Source organism: Neisseria sicca, assembly GCF_003044565.1.
GTDB lineage: Bacteria > Pseudomonadota > Gammaproteobacteria > Burkholderiales > Neisseriaceae > Neisseria > Neisseria sicca_A.
On sequence record NZ_POXG01000003.1, the window covers coordinates 94,833 to 111,346 of the forward strand.

General features: G+C 49.7%; 22 protein-coding genes. 9 read left to right on the forward strand and 13 right to left on the reverse strand.

Annotation, left to right across the window (positions count from 1 at the left end; genetic code table 11):
• Nucleotides 1-17 precede the first annotated feature (17 nt).
• The gene (locus DBZ16_RS07540; RefSeq protein ID WP_107813540.1) at nt 18-977 is read right to left on the reverse strand and encodes a nucleoside hydrolase; all 960 of its coding nucleotides are present in this window, start codon (nt 975-977) and stop codon (nt 18-20) included.
• A 370-nt stretch (nt 978-1,347) separates the two neighbouring features.
• Here DBZ16_RS07540 and DBZ16_RS07545 point away from each other — a divergent pair, with 370 nt between their 5' ends.
• Nucleotides 1,348-1,542 carry a hypothetical protein gene (locus DBZ16_RS07545; protein WP_107813541.1) on the forward strand — a complete coding sequence of 65 codons (195 nt, stop codon included), beginning with the start codon at nt 1,348-1,350 and terminating at the stop codon, nt 1,540-1,542.
• A gap of 74 nt (nt 1,543-1,616) precedes the next feature.
• Here the strand turns inward: DBZ16_RS07545 and DBZ16_RS07550 are convergent, their stop codons facing one another.
• The 11 genes from DBZ16_RS07550 to DBZ16_RS07595 all read right to left on the reverse strand — a co-directional run bounded on the left by DBZ16_RS07550 (nt 1,617) and on the right by DBZ16_RS07595 (nt 6,011).
• On the reverse strand, nt 1,617-1,883 hold the full coding sequence (locus DBZ16_RS07550; protein WP_003757610.1) for a pyocin activator PrtN family protein: 267 nt from the start codon (nt 1,881-1,883) through the stop codon (nt 1,617-1,619).
• A gap of 2 nt (nt 1,884-1,885) precedes the next feature.
• On the reverse strand, nt 1,886-2,125 hold the full coding sequence (locus DBZ16_RS07555; RefSeq protein WP_107813542.1) for a hypothetical protein: 240 nt from the start codon (nt 2,123-2,125) through the stop codon (nt 1,886-1,888).
• Nucleotides 2,126-2,231: 106 nt separating this feature from the next.
• Nucleotides 2,232-2,372 (reverse strand): hypothetical protein, encoded by a 141-nt coding sequence (locus tag DBZ16_RS14985; protein ID WP_003757615.1) that lies wholly within the window; start codon nt 2,370-2,372, stop codon nt 2,232-2,234.
• Between the two features lie 2 nt (nt 2,373-2,374).
• Nucleotides 2,375-2,572, reverse strand: a complete 198-nt coding sequence (locus tag DBZ16_RS07560; protein WP_003757617.1) for a hypothetical protein — start codon at nt 2,570-2,572, stop codon at nt 2,375-2,377.
• Nucleotides 2,573-2,589: 17 nt separating this feature from the next.
• A complete protein-coding gene (locus tag DBZ16_RS07565; protein ID WP_107813543.1) occupies nt 2,590-3,165 on the reverse strand; it encodes a hypothetical protein in 576 nt (191 codons plus the stop codon).
• Between the two features lie 17 nt (nt 3,166-3,182).
• On the reverse strand, nt 3,183-3,398 hold the full coding sequence (locus tag DBZ16_RS07570) for a hypothetical protein (protein WP_003757621.1): 216 nt from the start codon (nt 3,396-3,398) through the stop codon (nt 3,183-3,185).
• Between the two features lie 70 nt (nt 3,399-3,468).
• Complete coding sequence (locus tag DBZ16_RS07575) at nt 3,469-3,684, reverse strand: hypothetical protein (RefSeq protein ID WP_040668329.1); 216 nt, start codon at nt 3,682-3,684, stop codon at nt 3,469-3,471.
• Between the two features lie 242 nt (nt 3,685-3,926).
• On the reverse strand, nt 3,927-4,340 hold the full coding sequence (locus DBZ16_RS07580) for a hypothetical protein (RefSeq protein ID WP_003757624.1): 414 nt from the start codon (nt 4,338-4,340) through the stop codon (nt 3,927-3,929).
• On the reverse strand, nt 4,337-4,798 hold the full coding sequence (locus DBZ16_RS07585) for a helix-turn-helix domain-containing protein (RefSeq protein ID WP_107813754.1): 462 nt from the start codon (nt 4,796-4,798) through the stop codon (nt 4,337-4,339). The genes DBZ16_RS07580 and DBZ16_RS07585 overlap by 4 nt, the downstream gene beginning before the upstream one ends.
• 16 nt (nt 4,799-4,814) lie before the next feature.
• Entirely contained in the window at nt 4,815-5,252 is a 438-nt protein-coding gene (locus DBZ16_RS07590; protein ID WP_003757627.1) for a hypothetical protein, read from the reverse strand.
• Nucleotides 5,253-5,369: 117 nt separating this feature from the next.
• Nucleotides 5,370-6,011, reverse strand: coding sequence for a S24 family peptidase (locus DBZ16_RS07595; RefSeq protein WP_107813544.1), 642 nt, complete (start codon nt 6,009-6,011; stop codon nt 5,370-5,372).
• A 454-nt stretch (nt 6,012-6,465) separates the two neighbouring features.
• Here DBZ16_RS07595 and DBZ16_RS07605 point away from each other — a divergent pair, with 454 nt between their 5' ends.
• Complete coding sequence (locus DBZ16_RS07605) at nt 6,466-9,306, forward strand: DUF5906 domain-containing protein (protein WP_107813545.1); 2,841 nt, start codon at nt 6,466-6,468, stop codon at nt 9,304-9,306.
• 385 nt (nt 9,307-9,691) lie between these two features.
• On the opposite strand, the gene DBZ16_RS07610 is transcribed toward DBZ16_RS07605, so the two are convergent.
• Complete coding sequence (locus DBZ16_RS07610; protein ID WP_107813546.1) at nt 9,692-10,444, reverse strand: hypothetical protein; 753 nt, start codon at nt 10,442-10,444, stop codon at nt 9,692-9,694.
• Nucleotides 10,445-10,784: 340 nt separating this feature from the next.
• Between DBZ16_RS07610 and DBZ16_RS07615 the strand changes: the two genes are divergently transcribed.
• From DBZ16_RS07615 to DBZ16_RS07645, 7 genes are all read left to right on the forward strand, one after another.
• A complete protein-coding gene (locus tag DBZ16_RS07615) occupies nt 10,785-11,768 on the forward strand; it encodes a phage antirepressor N-terminal domain-containing protein (RefSeq protein WP_205836784.1) in 984 nt (327 codons plus the stop codon).
• Between the two features lie 133 nt (nt 11,769-11,901).
• A complete protein-coding gene (locus DBZ16_RS07620) occupies nt 11,902-12,306 on the forward strand; it encodes a molecular chaperone DnaJ (protein ID WP_107813548.1) in 405 nt (134 codons plus the stop codon).
• A gap of 286 nt (nt 12,307-12,592) precedes the next feature.
• A complete protein-coding gene (locus DBZ16_RS07625; RefSeq protein WP_107813549.1) occupies nt 12,593-13,255 on the forward strand; it encodes a hypothetical protein in 663 nt (220 codons plus the stop codon).
• A gap of 100 nt (nt 13,256-13,355) precedes the next feature.
• Nucleotides 13,356-13,847 carry a terminase small subunit gene (locus DBZ16_RS07630; protein ID WP_107813550.1) on the forward strand — a complete coding sequence of 164 codons (492 nt, stop codon included), beginning with the start codon at nt 13,356-13,358 and terminating at the stop codon, nt 13,845-13,847.
• Nucleotides 13,807-15,834: a phage terminase large subunit family protein gene (locus tag DBZ16_RS07635; RefSeq protein WP_107813551.1), complete on the forward strand. Its 2,028-nt coding sequence runs from the start codon at nt 13,807-13,809 to the stop codon at nt 15,832-15,834. The genes DBZ16_RS07630 and DBZ16_RS07635 overlap by 41 nt, the downstream gene beginning before the upstream one ends.
• Nucleotides 15,835-16,045: 211 nt before the next feature.
• The gene (locus DBZ16_RS07640) at nt 16,046-16,252 is read left to right on the forward strand and encodes a hypothetical protein (RefSeq protein WP_107813552.1); all 207 of its coding nucleotides are present in this window, start codon (nt 16,046-16,048) and stop codon (nt 16,250-16,252) included.
• A gap of 2 nt (nt 16,253-16,254) precedes the next feature.
• Nucleotides 16,255-16,509, forward strand: coding sequence for a hypothetical protein (locus tag DBZ16_RS07645; RefSeq protein WP_107813553.1), 255 nt, complete (start codon nt 16,255-16,257; stop codon nt 16,507-16,509).
• Nucleotides 16,510-16,514 lie beyond the last annotated feature (5 nt).

Sequence of the window (16,514 nt, forward strand, 5' to 3'; positions counted from 1 at the left end):
AAATCAAAATCGGGAAATCAAGGCAGTTCGGCAATGGCGGCGGTCAGTTCTTCAAACATACGGTCGGCATCGACTTCGATGATCCAAAGCGCGTTGGGCGTTTTGCCGGTCGTACCGTGCCAATCGACAGCGCACGCACCGGTGGACAGTCCGCTTTGCGTCTCCACATCCACGCGGCACATCCTGCCTGCAAACAATTCGGGGAACACGGCGCAGATGACGGCGCAAGGGTCGTGCAGCGGACCGCCTTCCAAGCCGAACTGCTGAATGTCGAAACGTTCGAAACTTTGCAGAATATCCGCCAAACGGCTGCCGTTGGCGTTTTTCAGACGACGTAGGCGATTCATGCGTTCGGAAGTGATTTGCGCCTTGTGGGTAACGTCCAGCGGCAAAACCGTAATCGGCGCGCCGCTTTGCAACACGATTTGCGCCGCGTGCGGGTCGGTGAAAAAATTGAACTCGGCGGCAGGCGTCATGTTGCCCGCTTCAAAATAATTGCCGCCCATCAAGACGATGCGTTTGATGGCGCGGACGGCTTCCGGCGCGATGCTCAACGCCAGCGCGATATTGGTCAGCGGACCTATCGGACACAAGGTAATCGAAGCGTCTTCGGCGCGGCTCAAAGTTTCCACCAAATACGCAACCGCGTGCTGCTTTTGTAAAGGACAGCGCGGCTCGTGCAACGCTGTGCCGTCCAAGCCCGTTTTGCCGTGCACCGCTTCCGCGGTTTCCAATCCGCGCAACAAAGGCTTGACTGCGCCGGCGTAAACGGGGAAATCTTCCTCGCCCGCCCAGTCGCAGATGATGCGCGCGTTTTTAGCCGTCAAATCCATACCGACATTGCCGGCGACGACGGTCATGCCCAAAAAATCGACCAAGCCGCGCCGTGCCAGACCGTGTGCCGCCAAAATGGCCGCGGCATCGTCCTGCCCAGGGTCGGTATCGATAATCAAACGGATTTTTTCGTTCATTGCCATCGCTTGCGCCGTCTATGTGGAAAGCGTGTATTTTAACCGATATACCGCTACAATACGCATTTCCTTTTTTCAGACGACCTCCTCCGATATGCAGCTTATCCTTGCGCCCATGCAGGGGCTTTGAAGATGGGTTTTATGTTTCAATAGAATCAATGAATTGTAATTTTATTGAAGATTATGGTGTAAATATGGTTCAAAAAAGACGCCATTATCAAATCATATCGAATGAGCATGTTTTGTGGATGTGTGATTGCAAAATTGTGAATCTGAAATTGCATACAGTCAGGCAGTCAGGTTACGGTTGTTTGGGTACAGAAAACCAAGTAAACTAAAACTGTTTGATTGGAAAATGCTCCGCAAGGAGGAAATTATGTTCAAAAAATCACTTTATAAGGCTGCTTTGGCGTATTTCGGCGATAAGGTTGGGAGTCAGGAAAAAAAAGCGATTGCAGAAGGCATTGCTGCCGCTGCCAGCAATAGTGCTGAATTTGAACGGAAAAAGGTTTTGGTTGAAAAGGAAATCCGGGATGGAACGGCAAGAAGCAGAGGAAAACTGCCTGTATGATTTTATCTACATCAATCATCTTGAGGTTGTTCTGAATAAAATTGAGGCCGTCTGAATTTCAGACGGCCTTTTTGTTATCCATGTATTTTCCGCCATTCGGTTTTTGCCTGCTGTTCGCGTTGGTCTAGCCAGTCGGCGATGGCGGTAAGACTGACGAATTGGCTGCTTTTTTGACTGTTGTCCGTATTGATGACCGGCCATGGGAGGGTTTGGGTTTTGGCGCGGCGGCGGGCGGTTTTTTCGTTTATGTGCGGTAACCAGTCGGCAGTGGCCTGTTCGAGGGTGATATGGGTTTTGCCGTAGATGAGCATGAGCCGGTGGCGGGTAGGTAGGTTTTCCATTTTTAGTGTGCCTTGTGTTGTTGTCTGATTCTTTCTGCGTAGTCTTCCGCGTCTGTTCGGGTGGTGAATTCTTTCAGAACTTTGGTGCTTCGCCGTCTGCCTGCGTTATTTTTTGTCCAGTGTTTTTTCTTATATTGGGGAGGCTGGTATTCGATTACCTGCCATTTGCCGTCGTGATGCCGGAAGCCTATATTGGGTTGGGTGTTAATTTGGGTATGCTGTATGCGGTCTGTCAGGGTCATTTTGTGTCTTTCGTGGTGCCGTCCGCCCACCGTTTGAATTTAATGCCGGTGATGCGCTCGGTGATGATTTGAAGGATGATTAGTATCAGGGCAATGATGGGCGGCATTATTCTTCTTCTTGGAAGAGGATTTCTAGTATTTTTGTAATTCGGTTCTGTACCATTATTTCTACTGTCAACATGATGAGTGCAGCCATCAGTACGGCAATAATAATAATGGCGGTGGCGATGTTGATGATGTTTTCCATATTTACTCTCCGTAAACGATGCCACGCATACGTTCTTCTGTGGTCATGCGTTCGTAGGTTTTTTCAAGTTGCAGGGTTGCGAAGTCGGCAGCGTCCTGTTGTTGGCGGATGAGGCGTTGGGCTTCGGTTTCTTGAGAAGGTTGAGGTGTGGTGCAGGCTGCAAGTATGGCAAGTAGGGTTGGGGTGAGCAGGGTTTTCATTTTCAATCCTTATGCAATTAAAGTCCGCCTTCCGGCGCTCTTGTTAGCATGATGTAGAAGCGGCAGTTTTTGAATTTAAATAAAATTGAGCATATTCCGCCGTCCTTGTTTTTGTTTGACAGATAAAAAGGGAAGAAGATGGGGTGTTTGAAACCTAAACTTTTTTGGCATTTATCCAATTTTTTAATCAAGCTGATGTCAATGGCCAGATTTTGATTGATCACGTCTTCAATCATGACTGGATCTTTAGCGTATTCTTCGATTCTTTGTGTTTTGGGGAAGTCGGATGTGTCAGGCTTTTTAAACTCTAATGCGCCCACTGCAATGCAGTCGTCTCTGATTTCGATATTGGCAATGTCGCTTTCTCTGTCTTTTAAAACCGCGCCCAATACAATGTTTGGAATGAAGATGTCTTCATCGATTTCTTTCAGTTCTTCGTGTTTGATAATGCAAAGTACATGACCGTCGGTTGCTTTGATTTCGCCTGTTTCCTTATCGAGGAAAACGCCGTTGATGTAATGTCTTGGGTCGTTGTTTGCTGCTGCGGCAGCGGCGGCTTTCAAAAGATTTTTTTTAATTGAAAAATGTTTCATTTTTATCTCCGTTTAAATCAGCAGGCTTTTTGCAGATCGTTTTGAGTTAGGGCTGTCAGTGCTTGTTTGACTGCCGCCATGGGAGTTTTGTACTCGGGAACAAGTCCGACAATGAGTTCGCCGTCGGTGTTGATGATGTCGCAACCGTAGTGCTCTACGGGGTGGCCGTAGGCAGTGTGGGTGGTTTCGGCGGTTACGCGGATGTCGATAGAGTATTCTTCTGTGATGGTCATTTTGGGGTCTTTCGGGGTGGGGTTTTGTGGAGGTCGTCTGAAGATTCACGCTTTCAGACAACCTTTTGCTTTATGTTGAAACGATTTCGTGGGGGTAAATGTTTTGTACCAGTCGCACTGCATCTTTCAGAGTTTTGGCTTCGCGGCGGGCGGTTTCGCTGTAAATACCGCCACCTTCTCGGGAACTGTTGCGCTTTTGAATGGCTAGTTTGCCGTCCTGCCATGTGGCGACTTCGACTTTGCCGGCGGTGGCGTGGGTGCCGAATTTAACGTAGATGGGTTTCATGATTACTGTGTCCTGTTGTTTGTTTCGATGGATGTAGTTTAGTAAACACTTAATTCATAGTCAAGTAAAAAGTTTATTGTTTGTTCAATAAATATTAAATTATCTGATTTTTAAGGGAATTTAATTTGCAAAAAAAAATGCCTAACGGGACTGGCGGTAGGCGGTTTTGGATGTCTAGGTGAAAGAAAACCGCCCAGTGGGCGGTTTTTTCAAAGTGAATTTAGGCTGAGGTGTTGGGATTGTTATGAGTGGTAAGGAAGCCAAGAAAAAAACAGAGGGTGGCTCTCGGAGAGAATATGGTTGTGTGTTTTCATTCTTACATAAATACGGTCACCGTTAGAAACGGGAAGGCCGCTAACTGTTTGGTGCAGCATGAATGAAATACTTTCTTCTTGACCGACACTATCATACGGCGGGATTTCAAAATTGGAAATTACATCGTCGTTGTGAACAATCTCTAAAAAGATTGGTTGGGTTTGCAATGTCTGCATATACTCATCTTCGGCGTAAAATGAAATAGACAGGCATAGACGACCTAAAATAGATTGTTGCGCCGGGATATGGCATATATCGGGAAATATACCTATCAGACTGTATTTGTCATTTTCCGCATGGCGGATGATTTCATCGCAATAGTGGACATTTAAGTGAATCATGCCTGCTCCATATATTCGTACTGCTGTTCAAACGCTGCGCGAACTTCAAGCGGGGAAACGCCTAATGCGTTTGCCAGTTTTTGTACAGTCTCATTATGTAGGGATTGTTTGCTGTTTTCGATGCGGGACAGATAGGGTTGAGGCAATCCTGCGGCGGCTGCCAATTCAGACTGGGTAAACCCCTTTTTCATCCTCAGGCTGACAAATGTCTCTCCGCCTGCTTTGAGGGCTATTTTATCGGCAATTTTCGCTGCCGCCCTGTCCATCGCTGCTTTGCGGCGCGGATTTTTCCGTACATGTTCAATATGCTCTGCGGCGGGGGTAGTGTTGGGGCTGATCGGTTTGATGCATTTAATCTGCCCGTTTATCCGCAGGCAGTTTATGTGGGTGACGGGGGTGGCGGATGTAGGTGTTGATACTGTGCAGGCGGCCACGGCAACAGTGAGTGTTGCACCCATTTGAAACCATGTGCCGTTAGTTGGAGTACAGTTCTTCATAGTCTTTGATAATCCGTTTTGTGATTGGGTGTTCTGCCTGATAGTCAAATTTGTCTGTCTTCTTGTTTACAACAGCCAATATATCTATGCGGCGGATATACGCGCCGTTTGGCTGTTTTTCATGGCATGGTGCGTAAATTATTCTGTATCCGGCGGCTTCTTCGCTGCCAAATCGGACGCGCAAAACTTTGATGTCTTTTTCCCATAATGACAATATGGGTTTCACTTCCAAGTCAATCGGGCCTATGGGTTCGCCATATTCTCTGAAGTATCTGTTTTCGTATAAGCCATCAAAAATAGCAGAGTCCGCCTGAATCATCTCAATGACGGTATCGAGATAACCGACCGCGTCTTCGTCTTTTTCAAAGAGGCGGTCTAAATCCTGCTCGGCGTTAAAGTGGACGGTCAGCTCCATGCGTGCCCTTTTTTATATATTATATCTTTTTAGTTATACCGCGCAATATGCGGTAATAAATCAGTTGTTCAAGTATTTTAAATCCATAGCCTTCTGCCGGTAACAGTCTTTTTTCTGCTACATCTCTTCGAGCTTCCACGCGCCTTTGATTTTGCCGCAGATTTTAAGCTGTTCAAGGTCATGTTTCTCTACAGTTTCGGTTTCGTAGCGTTTGTTGTCGCTTAGAATTTTGACGCCGCCGGTAACGGTACGTTGCAGGCGTTTGGCACGCAGGCCGTCGGAGACGTGAATAAGGTACACGCCGTCTTCCACCATTTCAGTAACGGCGGTATCGACAAATATAACGTCGCCTTCATCAATAGTTCCGGCCATGCTGTCGCCGCGTGCGGTGATAATTTTGATGTGGGACAGGTTTCCGCCGAATTTGTCTTTTGCCCACAGGCGCGATACGTTGACGTAATCGACGACTTCCGCGGGCAAGTTTTCGATACCATTGCCGCATGCCGCTTCGATGTTGAGGCGTTCAAAGCGGATTTGTTGATCGTCATCTGAACCAATCGGACTGTTTGGCGTAGAGTCCAAATAATATCTTCCCATGCCGTAGTCTTCTTCCAGCCGTCTGCTGACTTTTTCGCCAAAAGATGCTTTGCCGCTCATCAATTGAGACAGGAGGCTTTTGTCTTTTGTCGGTAGGGTTTTGTCTTCAAAGAATTTTTTTAAATTCTCAATCCGTATTTCTTTCAATTCTGACTTATTCATAGCTATCTCCCAGCAGTAATTATTTATATTCTATTTAGTTTCTACTAAACAAACAAATAATAAATATATTTGCTTTTGCGTTTAATGACTGCTAAACTTGTTTAATGTTTGAAAATGGAGCAGATATGACTCACGCTGAATTTATTAAAACGCTTTCGACTAAGCGTGGAGCAAGGTCGGAATATGCCCAAAAGTTGGGTTTGTCTCTGTCGTTTTTGTGGCAAATCGAAAACCGAAGGGCGGTAACACCGAAGCGGTGCTATGAAAATGTAATTTTGCTTACCAATGGTCGGGTTTCTGTATCCGATCTGATTTCAGAAACGAGATCGTAGTCTTGGTACGGATTTCTAATTTTCCCCCCATTACTGATTAACGCGCAATCAGTGATTCAGCCTGCCCTCTCAAGGGGGGGGCAGGTCTTTTTTACGCCTAAAAAATGAGCAGGACAACGGATATGGAAAACAAACTGGATTTTAAAACGGTTGCCGATGCGGCTTTGAATGCGGTGGACAACCTGCTTGCGGAATGGCTTCCGTCAGGCAAATATAAAGGGCATGAGTTCTTCGCTCTGAATCCGACGCGCGCGGATAAGCATCTTGGCAGTTTTGCGGTCAATACGCATTCGGGCGCGTGGGCGGATTATGCGACGAACGATGCAGGCGGCGATTTGGTCAGCCTCTATGCCTATCTTTTCTGCAACGGACGGCAGGGCGACGCGCTAAAAGCGGTCGCCGAGCGTCTGCGCATCGGAAATTTCGGAGCGGTAGAAAGGAAGGAATGGGACGGCGAGCCGAAAACGGGCAAGTCGAAACGTGAAAGCTGGCAGCCTATTGCGCCGTTCGATGAAGGCCGTCTGAAATATCTGGAAGGCAGTCAGGTTTACCGTCTTTGTAAAAATGAGCGGGCGGAAGGCTTGCGGGCAGTATACCGCGATGCGGACGGCAAGCCGCTTTGCGTTGTGCAGCGCTTTATCGACCAGGACGGCGGGAAATCCGATTTGCCGTTTGTGTGGGCGAAAAACAGCGAGGGTGTAGAGAAGTGGACAAGCCGCCGCCTAAAGGATCCACAGCCGCTGTTCGGGTTGGATGCTTTGGCGGAAAGGCCTGATGCGCCTGTTTTGATTGTCGAGGGCGAAAAGTGCAAGCTGGCGGCAGAGGCGTATTTTGATTTGAAGGGCTGGGTTGCCGTGTCTTGGCTGGGCGGTTGCAACGGCTGGAAAAAGGCGGATTGGTCGCCGCTTGCCGGGCGCAATGTACTGATTTGGCCTGACTGCGATTCCCAGCGGGAAAAGCTGTCGAAGAAGGATGAGGCGGCGGGTGTGAAGCCGTCGGATATGCCGTATCTGCCGTGGCGCGGACAGCCCGGCATGAAGGCGGCGCTGGGGATTGCCCAAGTTCTCAAGGAGTCGGGCTGTACGGTCAAAATCGTGAATATTCCGAATCCGGGCGTGTGGCCTTCGGGCTACGATATTGCAGACGTGATTTCGGATACCGAGCCGCTGACGACGGTGCGTGAAATGATGGCGGATACGCTGGTTTTCCCGTTTTCAGACGACATTGACGGGCAGCCTTTCCCGCGCCTATCCGATAAGGAGCGTGCGGCGCAAAATGCGCCCACGGCAACGAAAGGGGGCGGCGGGGACGGCGATGATGCGGAATACGACGGAGAAAATCCGCGTTTGGCGGAATTGTTGAAAAATTACGCGCAAATCGGGTTGAAAGAGAAGGTTTTGAACTTGGAAACAGGGGAATCTTTCAGCCGAAGCCAGTTGGAAAAAGTGTTTTCGCGTCCTGCCGTGCTGACTTGGTTTCATCTGCACGATAGAAACAAGCTATCGGAGCTTGAGGCGGGGATTTTAATCAAACAGAAAAAATTGGAGGCGATGGCGGATGTCAGCCCCGTTTTTAAAAACGCGCTTGCGCGCTATATCTACCTGGACGGGACGACGGACGCCTACGACAGGCAGTTGGAAGCCATCGTGTCGCTGGCGGCGGTCAAGGCTGCCGTACCTGAAGAATTTGACGACTGGAGCAAGTCGCCCGCTCGCCTCGTCTGTCCGATGAGCAATTATGTGTTTGAGCCGGATATGCCGCAAGGTGTGGTGTATAAAAACGAGAAATTAAGCCATATCAATGCGTTCAAGGGCTTGCCGAAAAAGGCTGAAGCGCCTGAAAAGCCGTTCGCGCCGGAAACGCCGCTGGCTGAATTGGAAAAACATTTTCCGAAATGTGCAAACATTATCGGGCTGGTACGGCATTTGTGTTCGGGCAACGGCAATTTGAGCGAGGCTTGCACGGAATGGGTTCTGAACTGGCTTGCCTGCCGTTTCAGGCGGCCAGCCGAAAAGCCCGCTACCGCATTGGTGTTTATCTCCGAAACGCAGGGCGTGGGCAAATCGACGTTTGGCGAGAAGGTCGTCAAAGAGCTTTTCGGCGAGTATCTGCGCCAACTCGACCAAAACGCGCTGGAATCGCGCTTCAATGCGTCGCTGCTGTTTGCACTGGTTACGATATTTGAGGAAATCAGTCCGTCAGACGAGCGGCTGAACGTCATCGGCAAACTGAAAAACATGATTACGTCGGATGTGATTATGGTGGAGCGCAAAGGGCGCGATGCGGAAAAACATAACGACTTCAATTCTTTTATCATTTTCTCGAACGACGAGCGGTCTATCCCCATCGAAAGCAACGACAGGCGGTTTATGGTCTTGTCGTGCAACCGCAAGTATTCGGACGCGCAATACGAGGCATTGCAGGCGGAAATCGACAATGGCGGAGTGGACGAATTCGCGCGGTTTCTCTATGCGCTGCCGCTGATGTATTCGGACGGTGATACGCGGCGGGCATTCACGCCGCATACCAAGCCGCTGACGACAGAAATCAAACGGCGGATGATCAACCTGAACAAGCCTTCTTGGGAAGCTTTTCTGGACGACTGGTGGCGCGGCGATTTGGGCTTGCCCTTCATCTCCTGCGCGGCGGGCGATTTGTGGTCGGCATACAAGAAATGGTGCATAGATACCAAGACTTTCCATATGCAGCAGAAGAATTTTTATGCAAATATAGCAAAACGCTTGGCGGATTTGCGAAGCACGGTTACAATCCACGGACAGCCGAAAAAAGTACGGTTTTTCGCCGTGCCGCATTCGTGGCTGTCGCCCGACAATCAGGAGAAGTTTCCGCCGCCGAATACCGACAAGACCGAACGTGGTTCTGAAGGGTCGGTTTCAAAGGCAGATTATTACGGCAGGCAGATAGAAGCATTTGCCCTTGCCTCGGATTCTGACCGGTTTTAGGCGTTTGGACGGGGTTGGACACCGTTTGGACGGGGTAAGAGTCGGAAAAAATCCCTTTAAAAACATCGTTTAGACCGTTTGGACGGTTTGGACAGGGTAGTTATCCCATACGCGCGAAGATATACATTTATCTTCGCGCTTTTATTTTTTCTTTTTTATACACCTTGTCATATTTTGTTTTTATTTTTTCTTCTTATACGCGGATTTTTATAAAAAAGTATGTCCAAACGGTCTAAACGATGATTTTAAAGGGAAAAAAGGTGTTTTAAAAGTTGTCCTACCCCGTCCAGCCCTGTCCAAATCTTGATTTTTAAGGTTTTTTTAAATTTCCTGCTTCATTGTCGATAAAAAAAGCCGTCTGAACTTCCAGACGGCCTGTTTAACCTTAAATTTTCTTAATACTTTCTTCCCACTGCAAACGCTCCTCCTCCTCAATCGCCCGCTTTTCGGCTTCTTCTTTTTCCTTTTTCTCGTCCTGAAGCCTATTCTCTATTTTCTCCACTTCATCGGATACATTTCTGTCATAAACCATAATGGATGCTGCATCATCAGGGCATCTTCTTCGATCATACAAATATAGATCTGTCTCACTTAACGGATTTCCTGACAAATTATCTAAAAAGTTTTCGAATATGGACGCATCCACGCCCTCTATGGAAGGTAATACAATGCTAAATCTCTCCGCCTCTTTTACATGAATGCAACTTGGGCTGTTTATCTCTTCTTTCTGGGCAAATTCAGTACCGTACTTATCTACCAAAGCCTTAGCAATATGGAAAACCTCATACCTATCTTCAACAGCCCTTGCAACATCACCCCTATCTCTAAGGTTATACGCATCAAGCGTATAATGTACTGCTATGTGGTACAACCTGCCTTGATGAAACTTCATAAATATTATTGGAGCGGTAAAATCTTCGGTCAAAGCCAAATCTTCATACACCCATCTGTAAGACGACGGATAAAGGTCATCTCCTTTCAAAAGCCTCGGCTTCTTACCCTGTTTCTTGGCAATCATTTGTTTGACGTACTGCTCGGAATCACCAATCTTCAGAAACCCGATACCGTCCACCAATGGTTGCGCAACCGTAGCAGCAGATACCAAACAACCAACTACCAAAGCTGCAAAGCGTTTCATCTTTACATTTCCTTGCGTGATTTAATCGAATTTCATCATGCCAAATTATATTTCCCTTGACAAGCATTTTCTTTCTGTTTACATTTAGTTTCACGAGGCGTCGAAAACCTCTTAGCAAACGGCATTCACCCCGTCAGCGTGAATTTTTTACGTCCATACGATTCTTTGGTTTCCTTTGTTGTTTGTTTTGATACCACCGGAGTTTCCTATGGTCGGGAGGGCTGCGAATACAAGACCCGCTTTCAGCGGGGAATAAGCACGGCCCATTTGCTAGGGTTTTCGAACCTCCCGACCGCCCGTTTCGGGCAACTTCGAATGTATAGCAAAGGAAACTTTCATCATGAACCAAGTTCAAAACATCTCTTTTCACGGCCAAACCGTAGCCGTTTTTTCCCAAAACAACCAACACTACGTTGCCATGAAACCGATAGTTGAAAATATCGGCTTGGATTGGGTTTCACAACATAAAAAAATCCAACGCAACGAAATTTTAAATTCAACTATGGTCATGATGACCATAGTTGCAGAAGACGGCAAAAAGCGTGAAATGCTCTGTCTGCCACTAGACTACCTCAACGGCTGGCTTTTCGGCGTGGATGCTCAGCGTGTGAAACCGGAAATCCGCGAACGGCTGCTCACTTACCAACGCGAATGCTTCCGGGTATTGAATGACCATTTCAACCGCCCGCGCGAACAGCTTACCGTCCCCGCGATTCCTGATCCGTTCCGAATCAAAGAGGAGGATGCGCGCCATGAGATGCAGAAAATATTCTTCACTATCGAGTCTGCGCTGCATGATAACGGTGTCATGCACCCGGATACGTTCCGCGATTACAGCCACGGGAAAACGGGCAAGCGGGTCATCGGTTTGAACTTCTGGAAAATGTCGCTGGTCATCCGCCGTATCATTGAGGATATTCCGAAAATGGTTATCGACCGCAGCCCTGAAGTGCGCCGCCTGATTGATGAGGCGCGATATGATTTGAACTGCGATGCGCTGCCCGCGCCGGAAGAAAATCAGTCTGCTGCTCCTAAGAAGCCTGCCGATTCAAGCGATGCCCAATGCAGAAAACGCGAGATTGCGGAAAGCCACAAATCCGCTATCGCCCGCCTGCTGACATACGACGGAGATAAATCGGCAATCGGGCTGGCGGAATGCGCGGCGGCAAACGAAATCATCAACCTGTCTAGGGTAGTCAGCGACGCCTATGAAAACTTTATGTTCTCCAATGAAAACCAAAATTTGACGGACGAGGATTTCAAATGTGCGATGCTTGAATTGGCGCGCCTGAAAAATACGGTGATGGAGCTGTCCTGCTGCTGATTTTTTGCTGTCCGATTATGCCGTCTGATGGGTTTCAGACGGCATTTTTGTTATAATATGCGCTTAAAAATTAAAGCCCTGCGGACTCCGACGGGGCTAGGGATGGTCGGTGCGCGAAGAAATCGACTGATAAATGACTATTGATGATTTGCTTGCCCGTTGGGGCTTTTGGCGTTCGGTTCGGGATGATAACGGACTGGGTTATGCAACCAGTGCGGCAAACCGTGCAATGGCAGGCGATGCGAATACGGGCGGAACGCGTCCGTTGCTGCCTTATGGGGTGGACGCGGATTCGGTGTTTTCTGCGGTGGACAGGGTGGTGATGAAGGAATTGCCTGCGTTCCATCGGGAGGTGTTGCTGTTGCGCTATTCAGGCGGTGTCGGCGACGAGTACAAGAAGGTCAGCGTCGAAAAGGCGATGGCAGAGAAGTGCGGCTGCTGCGTCCGCTTGTTCTACAAATATTTGAAAGACGCTAAAGCCTTGCTGTGTGTGGCTTTAAGTGGCAGTGAAGCGGGCAGGCTGTTAAACGGTTGTTAAAAACTGCTTGCGCTTCGTGCAGTGAAATGTTTAAATTATGGAAAACTGCGGTTTCGTGCGTTCAGGCGCGATGCCGCGTTTTTTTTCATCTCATTTCCTTTCGGTTGAAACCCCGCCCTTTAGGGCGGTAGAATCAGAATTTATTTGGGAGGGGCGTAACCCCTTCCAAACCAGGACGGCACATAGGGCGACGCTTTATGTGTCGTCCTGTGTGTTGAAACGTTGAATCCTTATCTGTTATTAAAGGTCGTCTGAATTTCAGACGACCTTTCTTTTTGGAGATGTCATGCCGGCAATTCGTGTCGATGTCAGCAAAATGGTCGCACGCTTGGATGATGTCCGGCGCCGACAAGTCCCGTTTGCCGCTAAAAATGCGGTGAACAAACTTGCTGCACAGGCAATCGGCAATCTGCAAGATGAAATGAGGGATTCGTTCTTCAACCCGAAGCCGTGGACGTTGAACAGTCTGTTTGTCAGACAGTATGCGACCAAGGAGGAATTGACCGCCGTGGTCGATTTCAAGGACGGTGCAAAGGATAGAAGCGCGGGCAAATATCTGACGGCGCAAATTTATGGTGGAAGCCGTCGGGCGAAAGGTATCGAGGCGTTTCTGGTTTCGCGGGGATTGATGCCCGCGGGGTATCGGATTGTGCCGTCAGATGCGGTAAGGCTTGACCGTTTCGGCAATATCACGCTGGCTGCGTTTCGGTCAATGGTGCGCGGATTGAACGATGGTACGCATTTCGCCCTGCTTAAACGACGCGGCAAACTGCCTGCGGGAATTTACAAACGACAAAAAAGAAAAGTAAAAGCCTTGGTTGTGTATGTGTCAGCGGCACAGTATGAAAAACGTCTCCGGTATTTTGAGGTTGCTGAACAAGCTGTCGTCAGTAATCAGCAGGCAGTCTTTGCCGAAGAACTCGAAAAAGCATTCGCCACAGCCCGATAAGGTACTTCCTGGACTTTCAGTCACGCGGGTAATTCGAGCCGCGATTTCTGTTAAGCGACAGGTTTGTATGGGTTGCTTGCTGGGTTAATGAGGAACTGACATGAAAGTGAATAAAAGACAGCTTGCCGATATTGTCGGTGTTACGGAACAGGCTTTGACCAACTGGCAGAAAGAAGGTCTGCCGGTGGCGGCCTATGCAGATAAAAACGGGCTTGCGAATGAATACGATACCGTTGCGGTTATCCGCTGGATGTTGCAGCGGGAACTGGAACGGCTGAACAAGGAAAAGCCGCGTGACCGGCTGGACAGGGTGAAGGCTGAATTGGCTGAATTGGAGCGGGACGAAAAATTAGGACAGCTTGCGCCGGCCGCGATGTTTGAGCGCGCATGGGGCGACCATGTTTTAGCGGCACGGACGGAATTTTTAACAATGCCCGAGCAGTTGGCGGCTGAACTGACGGCGACGTCGGGCGTGGAAATAGACCCTGATACCATTGCGGCGTACATCAACAGGGCGTTGGAAAAATTATCGAATTACGGAGCAGAAAACGATGGAGATGACAGCCGCAACCATGCAGGCGCGGATGGCTGAAACGGTGGCGCGGGTGTTGCGGCAGGCGTGCCGGAAATGGGCGCCGCCGCGCAAAATTAAAACCCGCGACTGGGCAAACAAGTACCGCTATCTTTCCAGCATAGAGGCTGCCCGACCGGGCAAATACGTTTTGGACGTAACACCGTATCTGGCATGGGAAAACAGCCCGCTTGATGCGCTGGACGACCCGTCCGTGCAAGTGGTTGTTTGCCAAAAATCGGCGCAAGTGGCGTGGACTTCGGGTGTGCTGGGTAACTTTTTGGGCAAATCCATCGATGCCGAACCCAGTCCGATATTGGTTCTATTCCCGAAAGAGGGGGCGGCTAAAGAGTACATGGACGAAAAATTCGTTCCGATGGTCGAAGCGACGCCCGCCCTGCGCGAGAAAGTCGATACCCGTATCCGTGCGCAAGGGCAGCGGCAGTTGTTCAAGAAATTCCCCGGCGGTTTTCTGAAGCTGGTGGGCAGTAACAGCCCCGCCAGTGTGAAATCGTCGCCGGTGCCGATTGTGTGTGTGGAAGAGCCGGACGACTGTAACCTGAACCTGCGCGGTCAGGGCGACAGTATCAAGCTGGCGAAGGAGCGAACCAAAACCTACCGCCGCCCGAAAATCGTATTAGGCGGCACGCCGACTATTGCGGGCGTCTCGACAATCGCCGCCGAAATGGAGTTGTCGGATAAGCGCGTCGGCATGGTGCCGTGCCACGAATGCGGCGAAGCCCATGTGTTGAGCTTCGATTACCTTTCTTGCGACGAAGACCCAAACGGCAATCATCCTGTTTTCGGCAAAAAGCTGCCGGAAACGGCGCATTACACCTGCCCGAACTGCGGCGCGGTGTGGAACGACATGCAGAAAAACCGTAATGTGCGTCGCGGTTGGTGGCAGGCGACCGCGCCTTTTCACGGCACCGCAGGTTTTTACCTGAACGAGCTATACAGCCCGTTCCCCGGCAGTGTGTTTTCCGAACTGATGAAAAAATGGTTGACCGCGCAATACGAAGCGGACAACGGCGATATATCGCCGATGATTGCCTTCGTCAATTCGTCCATCGGAATCCCGTTTGAGATGACCAACGACGGTGTAAAGGAAGATGACCTGGCAGAACGCGGCGAAGACTATGCCGAAAACACCGTTCCGCGCGGCGGCCTGATTCTGACTATGGGCGTGGACGTGCAACATGACCGGCTGGCCGTCATCATCCGCGCATGGGGGCGCGGTGAGGAAAGCTGGCTGGTTTGGTGGGGCGAAATCCACGGCACCACGGTGGACGTCAAATCCGACGTGTGGCGCAAACTGGCCGAGATGATTTTTCAGACGGCCTACAAGCACGAAACCGGCGCGGGAATGAAAATCGCGGCGGTATCGATAGACAGTTCGGACGGCAATACCTCCGACGCGGTGTATCACTTTGTGCGCGGCTGTCGCGGCGTGAAAGCGGTGAATGTGATGGCGGTCAAGGGCAGCACCAACCCCGATAAAGAGATTTTCAGTCGGGCGCGGGCGATTGACTTGAAGCACAAAAACACCAAGGCCGACAAATTCGGCGTTCAGGTGTACAGCGTCGGCGTATCGCGGGCGAAGGACTTGCTGATAGACGAGCATGCGCGCATCAATCTGGAAGGAAGCGGGGCAGGGCGGATGCACTTTTACAAAGATGTCCGCGCCGACTACTGCGGCCAGTTGTTGAGCGAAGTCAAAGTACCCAGCCGCATGAACAAGCACAAAAAGGTTTGGCAGAAAAAAGTCGGCGTACGAAACGAGGCATTGGACTGCGAAGTCTATGCCCTGCACGCCGCCCGCTCGGTCGGCACGCATACCATGTCGGCGGCAAAATGGGCGTTATACGAAAACGCGCTGTTGCAGTCGGAACTGTTTGCCGAACCGAAACCCGTCGAACAGGTACAGAAAAAAACGAGGGCGGACAGCGGTAGCGGTTTTGCGGCAACCAGACGCCGTAAGGGCGGTAACTTCGTTACCAATTATTGATTTAGGCCGTCTGAATAGATGGCTGTCCAGCCGGTTAAGCGTCAACCGGACGTCAGAAAACGCTTTTCTGCTACATTTCAGATTAGGGCTTGATACGACGTTGTCCGAAGTTAGAGGGTGCGGTCAAGGTTTGCGGCCGCCTTTTAAGTGCAAACCAAGAAAAAGGCCGTCTGAACAGCAGATTTCAGACGGCCTTTATACGGCTATAACCATGAACGAAAAAGAACAGGTTCTATCACACATTCGGACGCATCCGGGTTGCACATCGACCGGTGTTGCCAATGAGGTGTATGGAAAGCAGAAGTGGAGCGGCTGGATTCTTGCCCGCCGCGATATTGATACGCTGATTGAGGAAGGCTTGGTGGAAGAGCGTTTCGAGGAAGGCGTCAGTAAAATTTATGCAAAAGAGGCCGTCTGAAAATGAACGGTAATGAGTATGTGGTAGAACTTGAAGAAGCGCGAGAGATTCTGAACAGCCTTCGAAAAGCCTACAAGGAACATGCGGCAGGCAGGGGCATGACCAAGCGGTACAAAATCAAAGACCGCGAAATGGAGTTTTCCAGCCTTGCCGATTTATTGAAGCAGATACGGTTCTGGCAGCGGGAAATTACGCGGCTGGAAGCGGCGGCGGGTTTTTCCCCGCGCCGTTCAGGCCGTATCATCACGCGATTTTAGGATGA